The 21,382-nt window shown below is 73.2% G+C and carries 19 protein-coding genes and 1 pseudogene; 13 read left to right on the forward strand and 7 right to left on the reverse strand.

Going from position 1 to position 21,382, the window contains the following annotated elements:
* Nucleotides 1-7: 7 nt before the first annotated feature.
* Nucleotides 8-754, reverse strand: coding sequence for an SLATT domain-containing protein (locus ACFYU0_RS13820; RefSeq protein ID WP_351667459.1), 747 nt, complete (start codon nt 752-754; stop codon nt 8-10).
* A 274-nt stretch (nt 755-1,028) separates the two neighbouring features.
* On the opposite strand from ACFYU0_RS13820, the gene ACFYU0_RS13825 reads away from it, so the two are divergent.
* The 7 genes from ACFYU0_RS13825 (at nt 1,029) to ACFYU0_RS13855 (ending at nt 7,529) form a co-directional block, all read left to right on the forward strand.
* The gene (locus ACFYU0_RS13825) at nt 1,029-1,373 is read left to right on the forward strand and encodes a YbaB/EbfC family nucleoid-associated protein (RefSeq protein WP_351667457.1); all 345 of its coding nucleotides are present in this window, start codon (nt 1,029-1,031) and stop codon (nt 1,371-1,373) included.
* A gap of 111 nt (nt 1,374-1,484) precedes the next feature.
* The gene (gene recR, locus ACFYU0_RS13830) at nt 1,485-2,084 is read left to right on the forward strand and encodes a recombination mediator RecR (protein WP_250401419.1); all 600 of its coding nucleotides are present in this window, start codon (nt 1,485-1,487) and stop codon (nt 2,082-2,084) included.
* A complete protein-coding gene (locus ACFYU0_RS13835) occupies nt 2,077-2,739 on the forward strand; it encodes a DUF5063 domain-containing protein (protein WP_351667455.1) in 663 nt (220 codons plus the stop codon). Before recR ends, ACFYU0_RS13835 begins: the two co-directional genes overlap by 8 nt.
* A 159-nt stretch (nt 2,740-2,898) precedes the next feature.
* Complete coding sequence (locus ACFYU0_RS13840) at nt 2,899-4,170, forward strand: aspartate kinase (RefSeq protein WP_351667453.1); 1,272 nt, start codon at nt 2,899-2,901, stop codon at nt 4,168-4,170.
* On the forward strand, nt 4,167-5,240 hold the full coding sequence (locus ACFYU0_RS13845; RefSeq protein ID WP_351667451.1) for an aspartate-semialdehyde dehydrogenase: 1,074 nt from the start codon (nt 4,167-4,169) through the stop codon (nt 5,238-5,240). Before ACFYU0_RS13840 ends, ACFYU0_RS13845 begins: the two co-directional genes overlap by 4 nt.
* Nucleotides 5,241-5,559: 319 nt before the next feature.
* The gene (locus ACFYU0_RS13850; protein ID WP_389300653.1) at nt 5,560-6,252 is read left to right on the forward strand and encodes a SigE family RNA polymerase sigma factor; all 693 of its coding nucleotides are present in this window, start codon (nt 5,560-5,562) and stop codon (nt 6,250-6,252) included.
* Nucleotides 6,249-7,529, forward strand: a complete 1,281-nt coding sequence (locus ACFYU0_RS13855) for a hypothetical protein (RefSeq protein WP_389300655.1) — start codon at nt 6,249-6,251, stop codon at nt 7,527-7,529. The genes ACFYU0_RS13850 and ACFYU0_RS13855 overlap by 4 nt, the downstream gene beginning before the upstream one ends.
* Nucleotides 7,530-7,579: 50 nt before the next feature.
* On the opposite strand, the gene ACFYU0_RS13860 is transcribed toward ACFYU0_RS13855, so the two are convergent.
* Nucleotides 7,580-8,398: an SURF1 family protein gene (locus ACFYU0_RS13860; RefSeq protein ID WP_389300658.1), complete on the reverse strand. Its 819-nt coding sequence runs from the start codon at nt 8,396-8,398 to the stop codon at nt 7,580-7,582.
* Nucleotides 8,399-8,592: 194 nt separating this feature from the next.
* Here ACFYU0_RS13860 and ACFYU0_RS13865 point away from each other — a divergent pair, with 194 nt between their 5' ends.
* Entirely contained in the window at nt 8,593-10,401 is a 1,809-nt protein-coding gene (locus ACFYU0_RS13865) for a prolyl oligopeptidase family serine peptidase (protein ID WP_389300660.1), read from the forward strand.
* A 61-nt stretch (nt 10,402-10,462) separates the two neighbouring features.
* On the opposite strand, the gene ACFYU0_RS13870 is transcribed toward ACFYU0_RS13865, so the two are convergent.
* Together ACFYU0_RS13870 and ACFYU0_RS13875 are read right to left on the reverse strand one after the other, a co-directional pair.
* Nucleotides 10,463-12,310: an NAD-binding protein gene (locus ACFYU0_RS13870; protein WP_389300908.1), complete on the reverse strand. Its 1,848-nt coding sequence runs from the start codon at nt 12,308-12,310 to the stop codon at nt 10,463-10,465.
* Between the two features lie 103 nt (nt 12,311-12,413).
* A complete protein-coding gene (locus ACFYU0_RS13875; protein WP_389300663.1) occupies nt 12,414-13,346 on the reverse strand; it encodes a hypothetical protein in 933 nt (310 codons plus the stop codon).
* 280 nt (nt 13,347-13,626) lie between these two features.
* On the opposite strand from ACFYU0_RS13875, the gene ACFYU0_RS13880 reads away from it, so the two are divergent.
* Nucleotides 13,627-14,100, forward strand: a complete 474-nt coding sequence (locus tag ACFYU0_RS13880) for a carboxymuconolactone decarboxylase family protein (protein ID WP_351667443.1) — start codon at nt 13,627-13,629, stop codon at nt 14,098-14,100.
* 428 nt (nt 14,101-14,528) lie between these two features.
* Here the strand turns inward: ACFYU0_RS13880 and ACFYU0_RS13885 are convergent.
* Nucleotides 14,529-14,834 (reverse strand): annotated as a pseudogene (locus tag ACFYU0_RS13885) (hypothetical protein); the annotation flags it as partial.
* Here ACFYU0_RS13885 and ACFYU0_RS13890 point away from each other — a divergent pair.
* The 3 genes from ACFYU0_RS13890 to ACFYU0_RS13900 all read left to right on the forward strand — a co-directional run bounded on the left by ACFYU0_RS13890 (nt 14,770) and on the right by ACFYU0_RS13900 (nt 17,245).
* A complete protein-coding gene (locus tag ACFYU0_RS13890) occupies nt 14,770-15,732 on the forward strand; it encodes a nitronate monooxygenase (RefSeq protein WP_351667441.1) in 963 nt (320 codons plus the stop codon). The pseudogene ACFYU0_RS13885 and the gene ACFYU0_RS13890 sit on opposite strands and share 65 nt — an antisense overlap.
* A gap of 87 nt (nt 15,733-15,819) precedes the next feature.
* Entirely contained in the window at nt 15,820-16,263 is a 444-nt protein-coding gene (locus ACFYU0_RS13895; protein ID WP_389300667.1) for a BlaI/MecI/CopY family transcriptional regulator, read from the forward strand.
* Nucleotides 16,264-16,303: 40 nt separating this feature from the next.
* Nucleotides 16,304-17,245: a M56 family metallopeptidase gene (locus tag ACFYU0_RS13900; protein ID WP_389300670.1), complete on the forward strand. Its 942-nt coding sequence runs from the start codon at nt 16,304-16,306 to the stop codon at nt 17,243-17,245.
* Between the two features lie 33 nt (nt 17,246-17,278).
* On the opposite strand, the gene ACFYU0_RS13905 is transcribed toward ACFYU0_RS13900, so the two are convergent.
* A complete protein-coding gene (locus ACFYU0_RS13905) occupies nt 17,279-17,734 on the reverse strand; it encodes a TerB family tellurite resistance protein (protein ID WP_351667435.1) in 456 nt (151 codons plus the stop codon).
* A 400-nt stretch (nt 17,735-18,134) separates the two neighbouring features.
* Here ACFYU0_RS13905 and ACFYU0_RS13910 point away from each other — a divergent pair, with 400 nt between their 5' ends.
* Nucleotides 18,135-20,108: an Ig-like domain repeat protein gene (locus ACFYU0_RS13910; protein WP_351667433.1), complete on the forward strand. Its 1,974-nt coding sequence runs from the start codon at nt 18,135-18,137 to the stop codon at nt 20,106-20,108.
* 360 nt (nt 20,109-20,468) lie between these two features.
* Here ACFYU0_RS13910 and ACFYU0_RS13915 read toward each other — a convergent pair whose 3' ends face one another.
* The gene (locus ACFYU0_RS13915; protein WP_389300675.1) at nt 20,469-21,272 is read right to left on the reverse strand and encodes a nucleotidyltransferase domain-containing protein; all 804 of its coding nucleotides are present in this window, start codon (nt 21,270-21,272) and stop codon (nt 20,469-20,471) included.
* Nucleotides 21,273-21,382: the final 110 nt, after the last annotated feature.

Genomic DNA, 21,382 nt, shown 5'->3' on the forward strand with positions numbered 1-21,382 from the left:
GCGCGGCCTACCGCGGCTCCGGCGGCCGCTGGCGGGGCATGTTCGGGCGGGCGCCGTTCGCGGGCGGCAGGGGGTGCCGGCCCGCCGGGGCCACCGCCTCCGCCCGCACGCCGGAGGCCGCCGTCTGGATGCCGAGCGGCGCCGACCCCGTGCGGAACGCCACCATCCAGTCGGCCGTCTCGGTGCGCACCAGGTCCTGCACGTCCTCCGAGAAGCGCCGCAGCACCCCCAGGCACCGCTCGGCGGCCTCGCTGGCCGTGCCCTCGGCGGGCCCCAGCATCTCCCGTACGCACTCCGAGGCCCAGTCGAACTGCAGCGCCTGCAACCGCCGCTGCACGGCCTGCGCGGTGGCCACGTCCCTTATCCACCCGGACGTGACCCCGAAGAACCGGTCGGCGCCGAGGCAGGCCACCGCGAACAGCAGCGCCAGATAGCCCCAGGGCGCGACCCCGCCGACCACCCCGGTCATGTCGAGCAGGGGCAGCGCGGCCCCGAGGACCGTCCCGGTCGCCGCCCCGGCCCGCAGCGCGCGGGCGCCCCGCCGCTTCCACACCCGGTCCTCCAGGTACCAGGCGGCCGTGTGCAGCGCCCCCCGTTCCACCCACCGGTACAGCTCGTCGAGGCGTTCGGCGGGCTCTCCCCAGTCCCCGAGCGGGAAGGTCCGCCCGGTCAGATCGCCCGGCCGCGGTCCGGCCGGACCCTCGTCCCGCCCGTCCTGAGGCGGACCCTCGGGCTGCATCTCCGGCTGACCCACCCGGCACTCCCTACTGAACACGACACCGATCACGGCACTGCGCACCCCCGTCACACGGTGTGACGTCGGATGCCGGTGTGCGGCCACCTTCCTACCGCCCAATGGGTGGCGCGGACGTGGCTTTGCCGGCTTTTCCGCCCGGAAGAGGGCCTTGATCAGGTATAGGGCCGCCGCCGTAATCACTCGAAAGAGTGGCGCGGCGATGGCGGGGCGGACCACGTAGGCTCGTGCACAGCGAACGACGACGCAGTGGACGAGGAACCAGGAGCTGATCGTGATTCCCGGTGGTGGCCAGCCCAACATGCAGCAGCTGCTCCAGCAGGCCCAGAAGATGCAGCAGGACCTCCAGCGGGCCCAGGAGGAACTGGCGAACACGGAGGTCGACGGGCAGGCGGGCGGCGGTCTGGTGCGGGCGACCGTCACCGGCTCCGGCGAGCTGCGGGCGCTGAAGATCGACCCGAAGGCGGTGGACCCCGAGGACACCGACACCCTCGCGGACCTGATCGTGGCGGCCGTGCAGGCGGCGAACGAGAACGCGCAGACCCTGCAGCAGCAGAAGCTGGGCCCGCTGGCCCAGGGCCTCGGCGGCGGCAGCGGCATCCCGGGCCTGCCCTTCTGATCCGGCGCCCGTTCCGGTGCCCGCCACCTGAGCGAAACCTCCGCCGCCTTCCAAGGACGGGCGGCAGCCGACTACCGTACGTACCGAAAGGTCTCCAGGAAGGGCAGTCCGTTGTACGAAGGCGTGGTCCAGGACCTCATCGACGAGCTGGGGCGGCTGCCCGGCGTCGGTCCCAAGAGCGCGCAGCGGATCGCCTTCCACATCCTGCAGGCGGAGCCGGCCGACGTGAAGCGGCTCGCGCAGGCGCTCCTGGAGGTCAAGGCGAAGGTCCGCTTCTGCGCGGTCTGCGGCAACGTGGCGCAGGAGGAGCTGTGCAACATCTGCCGCGACCCGCGCCGCGACCCGTCCGTCATCTGCGTGGTGGAGGAGCCGAAGGACGTCGTCGCGATCGAGCGCACCCGTGAGTTCCGCGGCCGCTACCACGTCCTCGGCGGCGCGATCAGCCCGATCGAGGGCGTGGGCCCCGACGACCTGCGTATCAGGGAACTCCTGGCCCGGCTGGCGGACGGCACGGTCACCGAGCTGATCCTCGCCACCGACCCCAATCTCGAAGGCGAGGCGACGGCCACGTACCTCGCCCGCATGATCAAACCCATGGGCCTGAAGGTCACCCGCCTGGCCAGCGGCCTCCCGGTGGGCGGCGACCTGGAATACGCGGACGAGGTGACTCTCGGCCGCGCCTTCGAGGGGAGACGACTCCTAGATGTCTGACGCCACGCTGCACGACTCGACGCGGAACCCGGACGACTTCTCGGTCCAGATCGCGGACCAGGTCGAGAGCTTCCTGGTCGCCGTCACGGAGGTGGCGAGGGGAGACGAGCCCGGCTCGACCGTTCCCTTCCTCCTTCTCGAGATCTCCCAGCTCCTGCTGGCCGGCGGCCGGCTCGGCGCCCACGAGGACTTCGTCCCCGAAGAGCGCTACGAGCCCGACCTCGGCCCCGAGGGGGATGTGGACGAGCTCCGCGAGAACCTGGCCCGGCTGCTGGACCCCGTCGACGTCTACTCCGAGGTCTTCGACCCCTACGAGCCCCGCAAGGCCTCCGTGCCGGCCCGGATCTCCGACGACATCGCCGACATCATGGCCGACCTCCGCCACGGCATGGCCCACTACCGTTCGGGCCGCATCACGGAGGCCCTGTGGTGGTGGCAGTTCTCCTACTTCTCCAACTGGGGCCCCACCGCCTCCGCCGTGCTGCGCGCCCTCCAGTCCGTCCTCATCCACGTCCGCCTCGGCCAGCCCCTCGAGGAGCTCGACGGCCTCGACACCGACCAGGGCATGGGCGACGAGACCCTCGAGTTCGAGGCGGGCCGTGTCATGGCCGAGGAGATCGGCGGCCCCCTCGGCATGGGCCGTCCGGCCACGTAGCCGCCGCACTGTGACGCGGGGCACTTTGCGCGTGCCCGGCTCCCGGCTGGGCAGGTGCCGGTTGCGGGCGTCCGGTGTCTCACCATGCGGGAGCAGGGGGGCGGAAAACGGACGCTCGGTAAACTGAGCCGACACAAACGAACCGAGCGAGGAGCGCACGTGGGCCTTGTCGTGCAGAAGTACGGAGGCTCCTCCGTAGCCGATGCCGAGGGCATCAAGCGCGTCGCCAAGCGGATCGTGGAAGCGAAGAAGAACGGCAACCAGGTGGTTGTCGTCGTTTCCGCGATGGGCGACACGACGGACGAGCTGATCGATCTCGCCGAGCAGGTTTCACCCATGCCTGCCGGCCGGGAGTTCGACATGCTGCTGACCGCCGGTGAGCGCATCTCCATGGCGCTGCTGGCCATGGCGATCAAGAACCTGGGGCACGAGGCCCAGTCGTTCACCGGGAGCCAGGCAGGCGTCATCACCGACTCGGTCCACAACAAAGCCCGGATCATCGACGTCACGCCGGGGCGCATCCGCACCGCGCTGGACGAGGGCAACATCGCCATCGTCGCCGGGTTCCAGGGCGTCAGCCAGGACAAGAAGGACATCACCACGCTCGGCCGCGGCGGGTCCGACACCACGGCGGTGGCCCTGGCGGCCGCCCTCGACGCCGAGGTGTGCGAGATCTACACCGACGTCGACGGCGTGTTCACCGCCGACCCGCGCGTGGTGAAGAAGGCGAAGAAGATCGACTGGATCTCCTTCGAGGACATGCTGGAACTCGCGGCCTCCGGTTCCAAGGTGCTGCTCCACCGCTGTGTGGAGTACGCCCGCCGCTACAACATCCCGATCCACGTCCGGTCCAGCTTCAGCGGACTTCAGGGCACGTGGGTCAGCAGTGAGCCGATTGGGGACCAGAAGGTGGAGCAGGCCATCATCTCGGGCGTCGCGCACGACACCTCCGAGGCCAAGATCACGGTCGTCGGCGTCCCGGACAAGCCGGGCGAGGCCGCGGCGATCTTCCGGACCATCGCGGACGCCCAGATCAACATCGACATGGTCGTGCAGAACGTGTCCGCCGCGTCCACCGGCCTGACGGACATCTCCTTCACCCTGCCGAAGACCGAGGGCCGCAAGGCCATCGACGCCCTGGAGCGCAACAAGGGCGGCATCGGCTTCGACTCCCTGCGCTACGACGACCAGATCGGCAAGATCTCCCTGGTCGGCGCCGGCATGAAGACCAACCCGGGCGTCACCGCCTCGTTCTTCGAGGCGCTGAGCGACGCGGGCGTGAACATCGAGCTGATCTCGACCTCCGAGATCCGTATCTCGGTCGTCACCCGCAAGGACGACGTGCCGGAGGCCGTCCGCGCCGTCCACTCCGCCTTCGGGCTCGACTCCGACACCGACGAGGCCGTCGTCTACGGGGGCACCGGCCGATGACCGGCAAGCCGACGCTCGCGGTCGTGGGGGCGACCGGAGCCGTCGGCGCGGTCATGCTCCAGATCCTGTCCCAGCGCGCGGACGTCTGGGGCGAGATCCGTCTGATCGCCTCCCCCCGCTCGGCCGGCCGCAAGCTGGCCGTGCGCGGGGAGGAGGTCGAGGTGACGGCCCTGACGGAGGACGCCTTCGCCGGGGTCGACGTCGCCATGTTCGACGTGCCCGACGAGGTCGCCGCCGAGTGGGCGCCGGTCGCCGCCGCGCGCGGTGCGGTCGTCGTCGACAACTCCGGCGCCTTCCGGATGGACCCCGACGTGCCGCTCGTCGTGCCCGAGGTCAACGCGCACGCGGTGCGCAACCGGCCGCGCGGGATCGTCGCCAACCCCAACTGCACCACCCTGTCGATGATCGTCGCCCTGGGCGCGCTGAACGCCGAGTTCGGGCTGCGCGAGCTGGTGGTGTCGTCGTACCAGGCGGTGAGCGGCGCCGGGCGGGCCGGCGTGGACGCCCTGCGGGCCCAGTTGTCCCTGGTCGCCGGGACCGAGCTGGGCACGAAGCCCGGTGACGTGCGGCGGGCCGTCGGGGACGACACCGGGCCCTTCCCGGAGCCGGTCGCGCTCAACGTGGTCCCGTGGGCCGGGTCGCTGCGGGAGGACGGCTGGTCCTCGGAGGAGATGAAGGTGCGGGACGAGTCCCGCAAGATCCTCGGGCTGCCCGCGCTGCCGGTCGCCGTCACCTGCGTACGGGTGCCTGTGATCACCACGCACTCCCTCACGGTCCACGCCCGCTTCCAGGGCGAGGTGACCGTCGACGGCGCCCGCGAGATCCTCGCCACCGCGCCCGGCGTGGTGCTGTGCGACGACCCCGCCGCCGGCGAGTTCCCCACCCCCGCCGACGTCGTGGGCACCGATCCCACCTGGGTGGGGCGGGTCCGTCGGGCGTTGGACGACCCGACCGCGCTGGAGCTCTTCGTGTGCGGCGACAACCTGCGCAAGGGCGCCGCGCTCAACACCGCGCAGATCGCCGAGCTGCTGGCGGCGGAGATCACAGGAGATACTGTCGCCCGCGACTAGAACGTTTGTAGTATCCACATAAGGAATGTAGCCGGGAGCATGGTCCAAACCACTTGCTCCGCGCTCCCCGGCGGCAGAGGATTTTCCTCCCCGTCCCCCGCAACCGTGCGGAGGGCGGGGAGCGTCTTTGCAGTGACCCTTGCGAGACGTGGGCGTGGGGATCCGGCGTGGGGACGCCGTGATCCGGGCGGGGGACGCCCGTTCGATTGGGACATAAGGGAAGAGCGGGGCGCATGACGGCTGTTGAGGACCCGTCGGTTGTCGCACATGTGACGTCCGGCACGTACAACCCTTCTGGGGGGAAGCGTGTCCAACTGGCGTGGCAGAGGTACTCGAACTCAATGCGGCCCGCGGCACCGCGGCCCTCCGGCCGCCTCGTGCGGCGCTCCGGCCGCGCTTGGCCGGCGGCATGCCGGTGATCGCGCCCATGCCTGCAGCGCGGCCCACCCGCATCCCCAGTCAGCGTGACGGCTCCGACGACACCGCGGCCGCCGCGCCGGCCGCGGAAACCGCGGCCGCCGGCACCACCGTCGACCACCTCACCGAGACGTACCGGGCGCACTACCGCTCGCTGCTCGGTCTCGCCGCGCTGCTCCTCGACGACACCGCCTCCTGCGAGGACGTCGTCCAGGAGGCGTTCATCCGCGTCCACTCGGCCCGCAAGCGCGTCCGCGACCCCGAGAAGACCCTCGCCTACCTCCGGCAGACGGTCGTCAACCTGTCCCGCTCCGCCCTGCGCCGCCGCATCCTCGGCCTGAAGCTGCTCTCCAAGCCGATGCCGGACATGGCGAGCGCGGAGGAGGGCGCCTACGACCAGCTCGAGCGCCGCGACCTCATCAAGGCGATGAAGGGCCTGCAGCGCCGCCAGCGCGAGGTGCTGGTGCTGCGCTACTTCGCGGACATGACGGAGGCCCAGGTCGCCGAGACGCTCGGGATATCGCTGGGCTCGGTGAAGGCGTACGGCTCCCGGGGCATCGCCGCGCTGCGCGTGTCCATGGAGGCGTCGGCATGAGCGAGCGCACCGAGCACGGCGACGAGGGCGTCCCGCCCGAGGACCGCTCGGCCGAGGACCTCTCGCCCGAGGACCCCGCGCCCGGGAACCTCTCACCCGAGAACCTCTCGCACGAGCGCCACGAACCCTACGCCTGGCACGAGCCGACGGAGGGTCACGAGCAAGAGCACCCGCAATCGCACGCTGGGAACGGAACTGTGAACCACGGCCCCGAAGAGAAGGGCTCACAGAAGCCCGCCACGGGCCTCGACGCGCTCGACGGGATCGGCTCGGACGAGCAGGCCCTGCGCAGTCTGCTGCACTCCGCGGTCGGCGACATCGAGCCGCGCACCGGCACCCTCGACCACCTGCGCCGGGCGGTACCGGCCCGCCGGGCCCGCAAGCGCCAGGCCGCCGTCGGCATGGCCGCCGCGGCCCTGTTCATCGGCACCGCCATCCCCGCTCTCGTCCATGTCTCGAACTCCGGTGGCACCGACCCCAACACCGCCATGGCGGGCCAGTCCTCCGAGGCGCAGGGCGGGGCGACCCAGGGAAAGGACCCGCAGGCCGGCTCCGGCGGCACCGGCGGCTCCCGCGGCAGCACCCCCGGGCAGGACAAGAGCAACGGCAAGACCGGTGAGCACGGGACGACCGGCGGCGGCAACGGCTCGGGCGGCGCCGCCGACCCGTCCGCCCCCACGGCCTCGGGCGCCGGACTGTGCACGGCGGCCCAGCTGAGCTCCGTCACCGGCAGCGCCGCCGCCCCGGACTCGACGGGCGTGGTCTACGGCACCTTCCGCGTCACCAACACCTCGGGCGCCGCCTGCACCGTGACCGGCGGGGTCGTGGTCAGCGCGACGGCGCAGGGTGCGGCCGACCAGGCCAAGATCGGGGTCGTCCGGCACGTGGCCGGGGACGCGGCGGCCGCGCTGCCCGACCCCTCCCTCGACGTCCCCAAGCTGGTCCTGCAGCCCGGTGCGGCCTACGAGGAGCGGTTCGCCTTCGTGCCCTCCGAGACCTGCCCCACCGGCGGCGGCTCCACCCCCACCGGCGGCTCCGACGGCGGGGTGGACCCCTCGCCCGACCCGTCGCCCTCGCAGGACGCGAGCGCCGGCGGCGGCACGGACACGGGCGGCACCTCGGGCACCACCACCCAGCTCGTCACCGAGGAGGGCACGGCCGACGGCAGCGTCCTCGTCGGCTACACCGGCGAGACGGGCTCCCCGTCGGCCTCCGCGACCGTGCCCAACGCGTGCGCGGGCACGGTGTACTACACCGGGGTGCTGGCCGCGTCGTAGCCCTGGGGCGGGCGGCGGCCGCAGGGGAGGCCGCCCGCGACCGCGGCGTCTCAGACGGCGGTGGAAGCGGAGGTCTTCCCCCGCTCCTCGCCCTCGCGTTCCTGCTCCTGCTCGGGCAGCAGGCCGAGCGCCGCGTCCCGCTGGAACTCCACCTCGCGGCGCAGCAGCCGGAACCACATGAAGACCACGAAGCCGGCGAAGACGAACCACTCCCCGGTGTAGCCGAGGTTCTGGAAGGCCTTCAGGTCGAGACCGGTGCCGGCGGGCGCGGTCGCGGGCACGGCCTTCATCCCGGCGTCGGCCCGGTCGAGGGTGACCCAGGCGTCGTACAGCCGGTCCGGCACCAGGTTGACCAGCGTGGCCGAGCTGATCGCCGCCGTCTGCCCGGCGGGCAGCCCGCCCTCGGCGCCGGCGCCGTTGCTCCCCGGCGTCTCGGAGGCCTGCAGCGCACCGGTCACGGTGACCTCGCCGGACGGTGCGGCGGGCGCCTCGGCCGCGTTCGCGGCGCCGGGCAGCCAGCCCCGCACCACCGGCAGGGACCGGCCGGAGTCGGTGCGCAGCAGCGTCAGCACGTAGAAGCCGTTCCTGCCGTCCAGCTCCCGGCCGGGCACGAGGAGCTGCTTGCCGTACCGGCCGCTCGCGGTGACCCGCCGTCCCGAGGTGCTCTTGTCGACGGGCAGCATCGTGTCCAGGGGCCGGGCCGTCTCGTGCCCGTCCGACGCGGCCTGCTCGGTGGCGGCGCGGTGGTCCTGCACTCGCCCCTCGAACCGGCTCAGCTGCCAGGTCCCCATGAAGACGCAGAACGGGATGGCGAGCAGCACGAAGACGTTGATGCCCCACCAGCGGGGAGTCAGCAGAAACCGGTACACGCCCACAACGGTACGGGGCGGGGGCGACCGGCCCGTGCCGGGGTCGGCCGGCCGCGGGAGTGGACCTGCGTACGCACTTGTGCCCGTATGCGTGTGCGGACCGCGTGGGCGCGATCGGGAAGTTGTCCACAGGCTGGGGGCACCGTCAGCGGATTGTCGGTCGGGCCAGGCACTATGGGCGCATGACTGGGGCGATGAGTGAGAGCAGGACGCCGGACACACCGGACATGCCGGACTGGGAGAAGCGCTTCCGGGCGCCGCGGGTCTCGCTGCCCGACTGGGCCGAGGACGCGCCGGACCGCGCCCTGTTCGTGTCGAACGCGACGGGCACCTACGAGCTGTACGCCTGGGACCGGGCGACGGGCGGGCAGCGGCAGGCCACGGACCGGCCGAACGGCACGACGGACGGCGTGCTCGCCCCGGACGGCGAATGGATCTGGTGGTTCGACGACAAGGACGGCGACGAGTTCGGCGTCTGGCGCCGCCAGCCGTTCACGGGCGGCGCGGACGAGACGGCCGTCCCCGGCCTCGACCCCTCCTACCCGGCCGGTCTGGCCCTCGCCCGGGACGGCCGCACGGCGGTGGTCGGCCGCTCCACGGACGACGAGGGCACGACCATCCACCTCGCCCGCCAGGGCGAGCCCACGGTGGAGATCTACCGCCACCGCGAGTCGGCCGGCGTCGGCGACCTCTCCCACGACGGCACCCTGATCGCCATCGAGCACACCGAGCACGGCGACGCGATGCACGCGGCCCTGCGCGTGCTGCGCCCGGACGGCACGACGGTCGCCGAGCTGGACGACACCAAGGGCGGCACCGAGGAGCTGGGCCTGGAGGTGCTGGGCTTCGCCCCCGTGGACGGCGACACCCGGCTGCTCATCGGCCACCAGCGCCGGGGCCGCTGGGAGCCCCTGGTGTGGGACGTGGCGGCGGGCACGGAGACGGACCTCTCCTTCGACCTGCCCGGCGACGTGAGCGCCGAGTGGTACCCGGACGGCGCCGCCCTGCTCGTCGTCCACGGCTACGAGGCCCGCAGCGAGCTGTTCCGCTACGACCTGGCCGCCGGCGAGCTGACCCGCATCCCCACCCCGCCCGGCACGGTCTCCGGGGCCACGGCCCGGCCCGACGGCGACGTGGAGTTCCTGTGGTCGTCGGCCGCCGAGCCGCCCGCGGTGCGCTCCACCTCCGGCCGCGTCGTCCTGGACCCGCCCGGCATGAAGTGCCCGCCGTCGGTGCCGGTGGAGGACGCCTGGGTGGAGGGCCCCGGCGGCCGCATCCACGCCCTGATCCAGAAGCCGGCCGGCGCGACCGGCCCGCTCCCCACGGTCTTCGACCTGCACGGCGGCCCGACCTGGCACGACAGCGACTCCTTCGCCGCCGGCCCGGCCGCCTGGGTGGACCAGGGATACGCGGTGATCCGCGTCAACTACCGCGGCTCCACCGGGTACGGCCGCGCCTGGACGGACGCCCTGAAGCACCGGGTCGGCCTGATCGAGCTGGAGGACGTGGCCGCCGTGCGCGACTGGGCGGTCTCCTCCGGCCTCGCCGACCCGGACCGCCTGGTCCTCACCGGCGGCTCCTGGGGCGGCTATCTCACCCTCCTCGGCCTCGGCACCCAGCCGGAGGCGTGGGCGGTGGGCATCGCGGTGGTGCCGGTCGCGGACTACGTCACGGCGTACCACGACGAGATGGAAGCCCTGAAGGCCATGGACCGCACCCTGCTGGGCGGCACCCCGGAGGAGGTCCCGGACCGCTTCGAGGCGTCCTCCCCGCTGACCTACGTCGACCAGGTCAAGGCCCCGGTGTACATCTCGGCGGGCGTCAACGATCCCCGCTGCCCCATCCGCCAGATCGACAACTACGTCCAGCGCCTCCAGGCCCGCGACGCCCCCCACGAGGTCTACCGCTACGACGCGGGCCACGGCTCCCTGGTGGTGGACGAACGGATCAAGCAGGTCTCCCTGGAGCTCGCCTACGCCAACCGCCATTTGAACAGGGCGTAACCGCCCTCGTCCGAGGGCTCGGCCGGTATCGAGGGTCCAGGGGGCGGAGCCCCCTGGACCCTCACCCCAACTCCGCCAGCCCCCGGCGGGTGGCGGCCACGACCACCCGGTCACCAGCCCCGAGCACGTAGTCAGGCCCCACGTCCCCCCGCCCCTCCACCGCCAGCACCCGCCAGGCCCCGCCCCGGAACGCCGAGCCCACAGCCCGCCCCTCCAGCTCCGCATGCCCGCCCACCGACACCGAAGCGAACAGCAGCACCCTCCGCTCGACCGGCAGCGCCCCCAGCACCTGCCGCCCCAGCATCGCCCCCGCGAACGCGGGCGCCGAGAGGTGCGAGACACTCCGGCTCCGCGTAGGCGCCCCGGGATGCGCGGCCCGCAGCGTCCGGTAGACCGCCGTCGCGAAGTCGTCGTCGTACAGCCGCAGCACCACCCGCAGATCCGGCCGCACCGACCGGGCGTACAGCGCGGCCTCCAGATTGGTCGTGTCCGCGCTGGTCACCGCGAGCAGCGCATACGCGCGGTGGATCTTGGCGGCCTCCAGCACCCCCTCCTGCGTCACGTCGCCCAGCACCACCGGCACCCGCAGCCGCCGGGCCGTCGCCAGCCCCCGCGCCTCCGGGTCGGCCTCGACGCCCACCACCGGGACGTTCAGCTCCCGCAGCCGGGTCAGCACCCGGGTGCCGATCTTCCCCAGCCCCAGCAGCACCACATGCCCCCCGAGCCCGCGCGGCGGCTTCCGCAGCGCGGAGGCGCTCCGGAAGGTGCCCAGCGCCTCCAGCACGGCCGCCAGCAGCACCGGCAGAAGCAGCAGCCCGACGAGCCCCGACAGCAGTTGCAGCACCTGCCGCCCGAGCGACTGCCCGATCGCGGGATCGTCGATGGCGAACAGGTCGAGCAGCGTCAGATAGAACGCCGGCAGGGCGCCGATGTCGGTGACCACCCACAGCGCGACGGCGAGCGCCACCACACACGCCACCAGACCGGCCAGCGACCACCGCAGCCGCCGCGAGAAGAGGGAGGCGAGCGGCGGTACGACCCCGGCCGCCACCCCGCCACCGCGTCCCGCCGCGTCCGGCACCGCTCCGCCCACGGCCGACACCTGCTCCAGCACCAGGGCCGGCCGCCCGCGGGCGAGCCGCACCTCGTCGTCGTCGGGCAGCAACCGGGGCTCCTGCTCCCCGCCGTGCTCCCCGCCGGCCCGGCCCGTTCCACCGGGCCCGCCGCCGTTGGCGGAAAGCAGCGCCAGTGTGCACAGGCCCTGGTCGGGGGGTTGCCCGTCCCGGGCCGGCGGCCGCTCGACGGACCGCAGCAGCAGCCCGCCGGCCTGGACGACCTTGGTGGTGCCGGCGACGGCGGCCGCGGCCAGCGCGGGCGCGGCGGTGTCGGCGTCGGACAGCACGGTCGTGGAGGCGTCCGGCCCGCCGTCGGGTCCCTCGCCCGAGGCCAGCGTCGCCGCCTGGTCGAGCAGTTCCTCGATGTGCTGGCCCAGCCTGCGGTTGTACAGCCGCAGGACGAGCCGGAGTCGGGGGTTGAGCCGGCGGGCGGTCAGCGCGGCCCTGATGTTGGTCTCGTCGTCGTCGTACACGAGCGCCAGCGCGGTCGCCCGCTCCACCCCGGCCTCGGCGAGCACGGCCTCGGTGACGTCGACGGCCTCCAGCACCCGCACGCCGTCCGCGTTCTGCGTACCCGCGCCGGCCCCTGCGGAGCCGGCGCCGCCGGCCCGTCCGACGGCGGCGCTGACCATCCGGTCGAGCAGCGCGGCCGAGGCGGCGCGCGCCCGCCCGACCACCGGGGGCCGGACCAGGCGCTCGTTGGGCGGCACGACGAGGGTGACCTGCTCACCGTGGAAGGTGCGCAACTCGGCGGTCAGGCGGTGCGCGAGCGCGTCGTCGCCGCACACCACCATCGTCGCCGTCCCGGCGCCGGGCCCACCCTGAATCGGAACGCTCGCCACGAGGGAGAAGACTGCCCCAAGCCGATAGGTGGTTCCAGCAACCGGATGAACCGGGTCAGCCCAGGCACACCACGAGCAGGCAGAGCTGGTGCTGGGAGGGCGAGGTCGCCGCGGGCGACGGACTCGTCTGCGTCGTTCCCGAGGCGGTGCTCCCGCCGTTGACGGGCGTCGAAGTGGCCGGCGCCTGCGCCGTCGAGCCGGTGCTCCCGGAAGCGGACCCGGAACCAGACCCGGACTCGGCGCCGGACCCGGACCCCGAACCGGACCCGGACACCGAGCCGACGGTCTGCGTCACGGCCCGGGTGACCGCCGGAAGCGGGGAGGCGACGGCGTCCGGACGGCTGTCGGACGCGGTGGTGGGCGCCCCGGCGGCCATGGCGTGCCGGCCCTGCCCGTCGGACGCGGAGTGCCGGGCGCCGGCGTGCGCGGGGGCCGCCGGGGTGTGCGCCGGGGGAGTGGCCCGGTGACGGCCGGTGGGCGGTTTCGCGTCGGGCCGGGACTCGGCGGAGGTCTGCCGCTCCGCGACGCCCATGCTGTGGGCGTCGGCCGCCGAGGCCGCCTGGGCCCGGTCGCCGGACTGCCGGTCCAGGGAGGCCAGCGTGAGCCCGCCGCCGACGATCGCGAAGGCGGTGGCGACCGCCGCCCGGCGCTTGTTCTTCTTCCAGCGCACGAGCTGCCGCCGCCGGGCCGCCCGCCCCTGCGAAGCGGCCGGACGGACCGCGACCTCGCCGGACGGCTGGAACCGGGGCGCGCCGTCCGCGGCGGCCGGTGCGGGCTCCTCGTCGGCGTCGACGGGGCCGTCGTCGTACCAGTCACCGGTGCCGAACGCGTCGAACGGATGCGTCTCCGCCCCCGCCATGGACACGGCCGGAGTCGTCCGGGGCGCGCTCACGGCCGCCGGCGGAGCGATGTCGGGGGCGTAGGCGCCGCACCCGGGACACACCAGTGCGCCGTTCAGATGCCGACGGCACGAGGAGCAGTAGTCCATTCACGGTCTTCCTGAGTCGGCGGCGCCTGCGGCCACGGCCGGGGCCAGTTCACGTACGTACGGGAGATCGAGCGGCAACGGTAACGAGGCGTTCCGCAGACTGTGTGCGGTCTGTGTGGCGCTCCTGCACACATTTCCTGCGGATCCGTGACCGGCTCCGGATCACCGGTTCTCATGCCCGCCCACCTGGAGTGACCCAGGTCACAGCCGTTGCTGTCACATCTCCCCGGCCCGTTCCGTCAAGGAGGTGTAGCCAACAGCAACCGCACAGGAGGACGTCATGGACGCTCGTTTGAACCTCTTCGAGAACCCGGTCGCCGGCAAGTTCTTCCGTTACATCAACTCCGCCGGGAAGGTCCTGTCGGACTCGACGCTGCCGCTCGCGACGCAGGAACTGGTGAAGCTGCGCGCCAGCCAGATCAACGGCTGCGGTTTCTGCACCGACATGCACAGCAAGGACGCCGCGCACGCCGGTGAGACCGCGATCCGCCTCAACCTGGTCGCCGCCTGGAGGGAGGCGAAGGTCTTCACCGACGCCGAGCGCGCCGCGCTGGAACTGGTCGAGCAGGGCACCCGCATCGCCGACGCGGCCGGCGGCGTCAGCGACGAGGCCTGGGCCGACGCCGCCAAGCACTACGACGAGGAGCAGCTCGGCGCCCTGGTCTGCCTGATCGCCCTGATCAACGCCTACAACCGTATGAACGTCATCGTCCAGCAGCCGGCCGGTGACTACGAGCCGGGGATGTTCGGCTGAGGAGACACCGACGGCGCCCGGCGCACCCGGCCCGCGGGCTCAGCACGCCTCGCCCAGGAAGGCCCCGGTGCGGCAGTCGCGGCAGTGACCCGGGGTCGGGGCGCGGAAGGCGCGGTCGCAGCCGTCGCAGTTCTGGAGCGGCAGGGTGGCCGGGCGGGCCGCAGGGCGCGACGGCTCGGGCGGGGCGGGCAGCGGTGTCTGGCGGAGGCGGAAGGCGAGGATGTGGGCCGGGCGGGCCCGCAGACTGCCGGGGAGCCCTGCCGTGAGCAGCGCGGAGTCCAGCCCCGCCGCCGGCCTCCGAGCCGTCCGGCAGCTCGAGGAGCGTCAGCGAGCCGCCCATCGCGTCGTGGGCCCCCTGGTCGAACGGCAGTGATGTGCGGTTCCGCCGCGGTCCGGAGCAGTCGCCTCAGTTGCTCACGCATCACGTCACGGCCCCCGACCGGACGCCTCAGCACCGCCTCGTCCAGGACGACCCACAACCGGGGCCGGTCGGCCGCCCTCCGCCCCGGAGGGCGAGTCGGGCCGCGGCCTGCTCCTCGTGGACGCCCTGGCCGCCTGCTGGGGCTGGACGCCGCGGCACCCCGTGGGCAGGACGGTCTGGGCGGAGGTGGGGGTGCCGGCCGGTGCGGGGGATGCCGCTCGCGCCCGCGTGGGGCGATGATGGCGGCCATGGCGTTGTCGACGGCGTTCACGAAGTTGTTCGGGGTACGGCACCCGGTCGCGCTGGCGCCCATGGGCGGCTCCGCCGGGGGCGCGCTGACGGCGGCGGTCTCGCGGGGCGGTGGGTTCGGGCTGCTCGGCTCCGGCGACGGCGACCCGGACTGGCTGGCCCGCGAGGTGCCCCTGATCCGGCGGGGCACCGCGCAGCCCTGGGGTGTCGGCCTGCTGACCTGGCAGATCGACGCCCGTGCGGTCGAACGGGTACTGGAGCACCGGCCCAGGGCGGTGATGTTCTCGTTCGGGGACCCGAGCCCGTACGCCGAATCCGTCCGCCGGGCAGGCGCCGCGCTCATCGTGCAGGTCACCGACATGGAGGAGGCCCGGCAGGCGGTGGACCTGGGCGCCGACGTCATCGTGGCCCAGGGCACCGAGGGCGGCGGGCACGGGGCCCGGCACGGGCGCTCCACCCTGCCGTTCGTGCCGCTGGTGGTGGACCTGGCGGCGCCGGTGCCGGTGCTGGCGGCGGGCGGGATCGCCGACGGCCGCGGCCTGGCGGCCGTCCTGGCCCTCGGGGCCGCCGGGGCGCTGATCGGCACCCGCTTCCAGGCCACGGCCGAGGCGCTGGTCCACCCCTCGGTCTCCGCCGCGCTCGTCGACGGACGCGGGGAGGACACGGAGCGCAGCCGGGTACTGGACATCGTCCGTGGCTCCCGCTGGCCCTCCCGGTACACCGCCCGCACCCTGGGGCACCCGTATCTGGACCGGTGGCGCGACCGGGAGCAGGAGCTCGCAGCGGACGCGCGGGCCCGGCAGGACTACCAGGACGACGTGGCGCGGGGCGCGGTGCCGCCGCTGCCGGTGTGGGCGGGCGAGGCCGTCGACCTCGTCACCGGCCTGCCCCCCGCGGCCGGCCTGGTGGGCGCCCTGGCCGACGGCGCCGAGGAGGCGCTGCGCCGGGCGGGCAGATGCTGACCACGGCACGGGCGCTCCGGCGTGCGCCCCGGCGTGTCCCTACGATGTACCGCCCATGACCTGGGGACGGCGGAAGGGAGACGGGGCGTGACGGCAGACCGGCGGCGTTCCCGGCGCGGGCAGGGCGAGCTGGAGGCGCAGGTCCTGTCGGCGCTGCGGGAGGCGGGCGGACCCGCGACGGCCGGCTGGGTGCAGGAGCGCCTGGGCGGCGACCTCGCCTACACGACGGTGGTCACGATCCTCACCCGGCTGCTGGCCAAGTGCGCGGTCACCCGGGAGCGGGCGGGCCGGTCCTTCGCCTGGACGCCGGTGTCGGACGAGGCGGACCTGGCCGCGCGGAAGATGCGCAAGGTGCTGGACGCCGGCGGCGACCGGCAGGCCGTACTGGCCAGCTTCGTCACCGGCCTCGGCCCCGAGGACGGGCGACTGCTGCGCGAACTGCTGGGCGAGGACCTGCTGGGAGAGGACCTGGCGGGAGAAGACCCGCCGGGAGTGGACCTGCCGGGAGAAGACCTGCCGGCGGACGACTGAGGCCCGATGGGGATCCTCTGATGGAGATCATGGGGGTCTGATGGGACTCTTCGTCTTCCTGCCGCTGGTGCTGCCGTTGACGGCGTGGCCGGTCGCGCGCCTGGCCGAACAGCACCTGCATCCCCGTGCCGCCACGCGGCTGCTGGCGGCCGTGGCGGCGGTGATGGCGGTGTGCAGCACCGTCTGCCTCGCCCTGGTGATGGTGGTCGGCACCGCCCAGCTCCCCGGCAACCCGTTGCCCGACGCCTGGTCCGACCCCGAGGTGCGCGCCGCCGTGCCGTACGACGAGATCGCCGGCAAGGCGGCCATCCCGGCCCTGTGCGCGGTGGTCGCGGCCTGCGGCCGGACCCTGTGGCGCCACGCCCGCACCCGGCGCCGCGCGCACCGGGCCCTGGCCGGCCTCCGGGGCGCCCAGGTGGCCGTACTGCGTGACGAGGCGGCGTACGCGTACGCGCTGCCCGGCGGACGCGGACGAAGGGACCGCGTGGTCGTGACCACCGCCCTGCTGGAGCGGCTTCGGCGGCCCGGTGAACGCAGGGCACTGTTCGCCCACGAGCGCGCCCACCTCGCCGCCCGGCACCACCGCCTGCTCCTCGCCGTCCACTTGGCGGCGTGCGCCAACCCGTTCCTGCGCCCGCTGCGCACGGCGGTGTCGTACACGGCGGAGCGGTGGGCGGACGAGGAGGCGGCCCGCGTGGTCGGCAGCCGCCGGACGGTGGCCCGCGCCATCGGCCGGGCGGCCCTGTCCGCCCACCGCGCCCCGGCCGCGACGCTGCCTTGCCTCGCCGCGCCCGGACCGGTCCCGCGCCGGGTGGCGGCGCTGCTCGCGCCCGCCCCGTCGGGCCGCCCCTGGCCGCCGGTGTTCACCTCGGTGGGCCTGGCGGCCTGGGGCGCGGCGGTGGGCACGGCCGTGTCCGCGCTGTCGTCGGCGAACTCGGCCGTGACGATGTACCTCGTCCTGAAGGCGGCGACGCCCCTCTGAGGACCGGGCGCCGCCGCCGTCAGGGCCTGACCGTCAGAGGTCGAACTCGTGCGGCGGCAGGTCGAGCGCGTAGCACGCCTCGCGGACGACGGCCTGCTCGTCCTTGTCGAAGTCGCCGTCGGCGCCGCCGATGACGATGCCGATCTGGATCACCGCACGGGCCTCCGCCGGCTTCTTCTTCGCCTTGGCGATCTCCTGCATCACGCTGACCTTGCCGAAGGCGAAGTCGGCGGTGAGCTTGTTCAGGTTCTCCTCGAAGCGCCGGCGCAGATCGTCGGCGGGGAAGTTCTGCAGTACCTCGTTGGTACCGATGAGCTGGGCCACGCGCTGCCGCTCGGAGGGATCGACGGTCCCGTCGGCAGCCGCGACCAGCGCGCACATGGCCATGCTCGCGTCTCGGAAGGCGCCGCTCTTGAGGTCGTTCTTCTTCGCCACCAACTGGTTCTGCATCTGAGACGCGGACTCCTTGAGGCGGTCCCACAGGGCCATGCCAACCAACTCCACATGCGATAGACGGCGTTGCGGCCACCAGGAGGGGCGACCGCATCTTCTACAGCAACGTAGAAACCAGCGCCGGGGTTCCCATCCGGCCGGCAGGTCGGACTTCCCGACCGCTCGGATCGCGCCGCAGGACCGTACGGGCCGCGCGGGTGGCGCCGCCGTGCGCCTGCCTCGCGGTGTCGTGGTCCGCCGTTGCGATGTCGCGGCCCGAGGCGAGTGACCTCTTCACAACCGAAACCCCCTCCTCATTTGTCACAGTCATGCCATACGCTGCCTCCAGCAGCCGCGCCCCGCGCGTCACCGCCGTCCGGCGGTCACGTCCGGGTGCCGCGCGGCGCACTCATCTCCCCGGTCCTGCACCGGGTCTCCTCGTGGGGGTAACAGCACTGTGCGTAGGCGCAGCATCTCGACCGCGACGGCGCTCGCGGTCCTCTTCGGCTCGGCGGCGCTGAGCGCCGGCGTGGCCGGCACCGCCTCGGCCGCCTCGGCCGCCCGGGTCACCACGCCCGGCGGCCTCGCGGTGGACGGCGCGGTGAAGCGGGTGTTCGTCGGCGACGCCGCCAAGGACACCGTCGTGGCCGCCGACTACTCCGGCGCCGTCCTCGGTTCGGTCGGCGGTGTCACCGGCGTCAGCGACCTCGTCGTCTCGGACGACGGCTCGACCGTGTACGCGGCCGCGCCGCAGATCCACGAGATCTGGGCCATCGACGCGACCACCCTGGACGTCAAGGCCCGCTACACCGTCTCCACCAACTACGGCCCGCGCCACGTCGCGTTCAGCGGCGGCAAGGTGTGGTTCTCCTACGGCGACCAGTGGGACGGCGACATCGGTTCCGTCGACCCGGCCGTGGACCCGGCGACCGGCGCCGACCCGGTGGCCATGGCGCAGTTCCCGACCGAGGGCACCTCGGTCGGCGTCTGGGGCCAGGCGCTGCTGGACACCGACCCGACCCAGCCGGGCGTCCTCGCCGTCGGCGAGACCGGGCTCTCCTCGGACTCGATGGCCGTGCTCGACGTCTCCGGCGCCAAGCCCGCCGTGGTCGCCTGGCACAACGGCGACTACTCCCTGAACAACGGCATCGGCGACATCGACGTGGTGCCCGGCGGCAAGCAGGTGCTGGTCAACGGCCGGGACCGGGACGCCTACGCGAACGGCACGTTCAAGGCCGCCGGCTCCTACCCCGGCGGCCAGTTCGCCGACATCGCCTCCAACGGCCTCGTCGCCCAGGCGAGCGGCACCAAGATCCTCACGTACCAGCCGAACGCCACCCTGCCGCTGCACACCTACGACCAGGGCAGCACCTCCCGCCCGGCCGACCTCGCCTGGGCGCCGGACGACTCCCGGGTCTTCGCGCTGGTCGGCACCGGCAGCGAGAGCGACGGCTACACCCTCAAGGTCCTCACCGACCCGGGGCTGAACAGCCCGGCCCTGACGGTCAAGGCGCCGGCCACCGCGACCCGCGGCAAGTCGCTCACCGTCACCGGCCGGCTGACCGCGTCGGTGCCGCTGCCGGCCGGCGTGAAGCTCCAGGCCACCCGCACCGACCTGGAGTCCCCGAGCGGCAAGGCGCTGCCCGACGTCACGGTGAAGTCGGACGGCACGTACTCCTTCTCCGACACCCCGCCCGCCGGCGGCACGGTCACCTACAAGGTCAGGTACGCGGGCGACGCCACGCACTCCGCGGTCTCCGCGACCGGCAAGGTCTCCGTCTCCCGCGCCTCGACCTCGCTGAGCCTGAACAACAACGGCAAGGTGTACTCCTACGGCGCCGACGTGAAGTTCACGGCGCACCTCGGCACGACGTACAAGAACCGCACGGTCGAGATCTGGGCCAACCCCTACGGCGGCGACAAGCCCAACAAGCTGCTCAAGAGCGGCACGGTCGACTCGCACGGCAACATCTCCGCCACGGTCGACATGACCCGCGACACCGACGTCACCGCGGTCTTCAAGGGCGACGCCCGCTACAAGCCGAAGACGGTCAAGTCCACGGGCTTCGCCAAGGTGAAGAACTCCAGCGTGATGTCGAAGTACTACAAGAAGGCCAAGATCGGCACGACGACGTACTACTGGTTCCACAAGAACACCGCTCCGGTGATCACCACGACCATGTCGTACTACTCGGGCCGCAAGGAGCGCCTCGACCTCCAGGTCTACTACCAGGGCAAGTGGTACGCCACGGACGGCAGCTCGGAGTACTTCAAGCTCGCCTCCAACGGCAAGTGCGCCGTGAACCTGGGCGCCCCCGGCCAGTCCGGCATCAAGGCCCGCGTCCGCGCGTCGTACATCAACGGCTCCTCGGGCGACACCGTCAACACGACGACGTACGGCTCGTGGAAATACCTGTACTTCTCCAGCTGACCCGAGGGTGACCCAGCGGCACCGGCAGAGCCTCTGCCGGTGCCGCAGGCATGTCGGTGCGCAGGGCCGCCCCTTCGCGCGGCCCACCGCCCTGGGCGGACCCGCCCACCAGCACGCATCCGGACTGGCAGGGCAGCCTCTCGCTCGCAGCCCGTCGCAGCCGTCGCAGCCGTCGTCACTGTCGCGCGGCATACCGGGTACCCGTCCACCCATGCTGGCCATCGTGTACCGGTCCTTCGACACGGCGACGACCGTGTGGGCGTTCGTGGCGTCGCTTCTGGTGGTGCTGGCCGTGGGCTGGTACGTCCGGCGCCGCAGATAGGCGCGACCTGCCGGTGGCCGAAGCCATCGAGGCCTGTCTCAGACGGCGAGCCGCCCGCAAACCTCGGCAGCCAGCTCGTCAGCGGCATCGAGCACGCTGAACAGCGCATCCGGGCCCGTGCCGAGCGCGGCGAACAGACCGTGGGCCCGCCCGGAGAAGTCCCGAGGCGCACCCGGGAGTTCCCCCGCGGCCTGAACAGCACCCTTCTCGTTCACCACCCAGCAGCCCGCGTGAGCATGCAGGCCGTGGACGAGAAGCCCCACCGCGCGGAACAGGCAGCCGGCGACATGGAAGGTGTCGCCCCGCGCCGCTCCCTTGCGGGCGTTGGCCAGGATGAAGGGAGCCTCCCACCGCGCGTTGGCGATCAGCGCCTCGCGCAGCGGCTCCGGATATCGCCGGGTCTCCTGCTGCAGGGCCCGCAACCGACCGCTGTCATCAACGAGAACCCGGCCGAGGGCCAGCTCCCCGGCGTACGCGTAGGAGTACACCCCGAGCGGATGCCCGGCCTGTACCCCGACCTCGAAGCGCCCCTCCCGGCACTCCTCCCAGATCCGGCGAACGCGGTCCAGGTCGCGGTAGATCCAGTCGACACGGCACCCGTCGACGGTCAGCCAGGCCCCACCGTCCACCCACGGCCCCCACCCGCCCGGCTCCGTCACCTCGATCCGCTCACCGGTCAGTTCGAACGCGAGCCGGCGCAGGGCGGCGGTGTCCAGCGGGGGCCGGTAGTACACCCCGAGATCGAAGTCGGAGTCAGGACGATGCGTCCCCCTGGCCCGACTGCCGCCCAGACACACCCCGACCACTCCACCGACGCCGGCCAGCCGACCAGCGATCTCCATCAGGCGCTCCACGCACCAGAGTGTGCAGAACCGGCCGACTCACAGCGACCAATTTCTCCAGCGGCTTCGGCGGCTGGGCGGAGCAGGCGTCTCAATTGCGCGGACTGCGT

This window comes from Streptomyces sp. NPDC003720, assembly GCF_042875075.1.
In the GTDB taxonomy this organism is placed as follows: Bacteria; Actinomycetota; Actinomycetes; order Streptomycetales; family Streptomycetaceae; genus Streptomyces.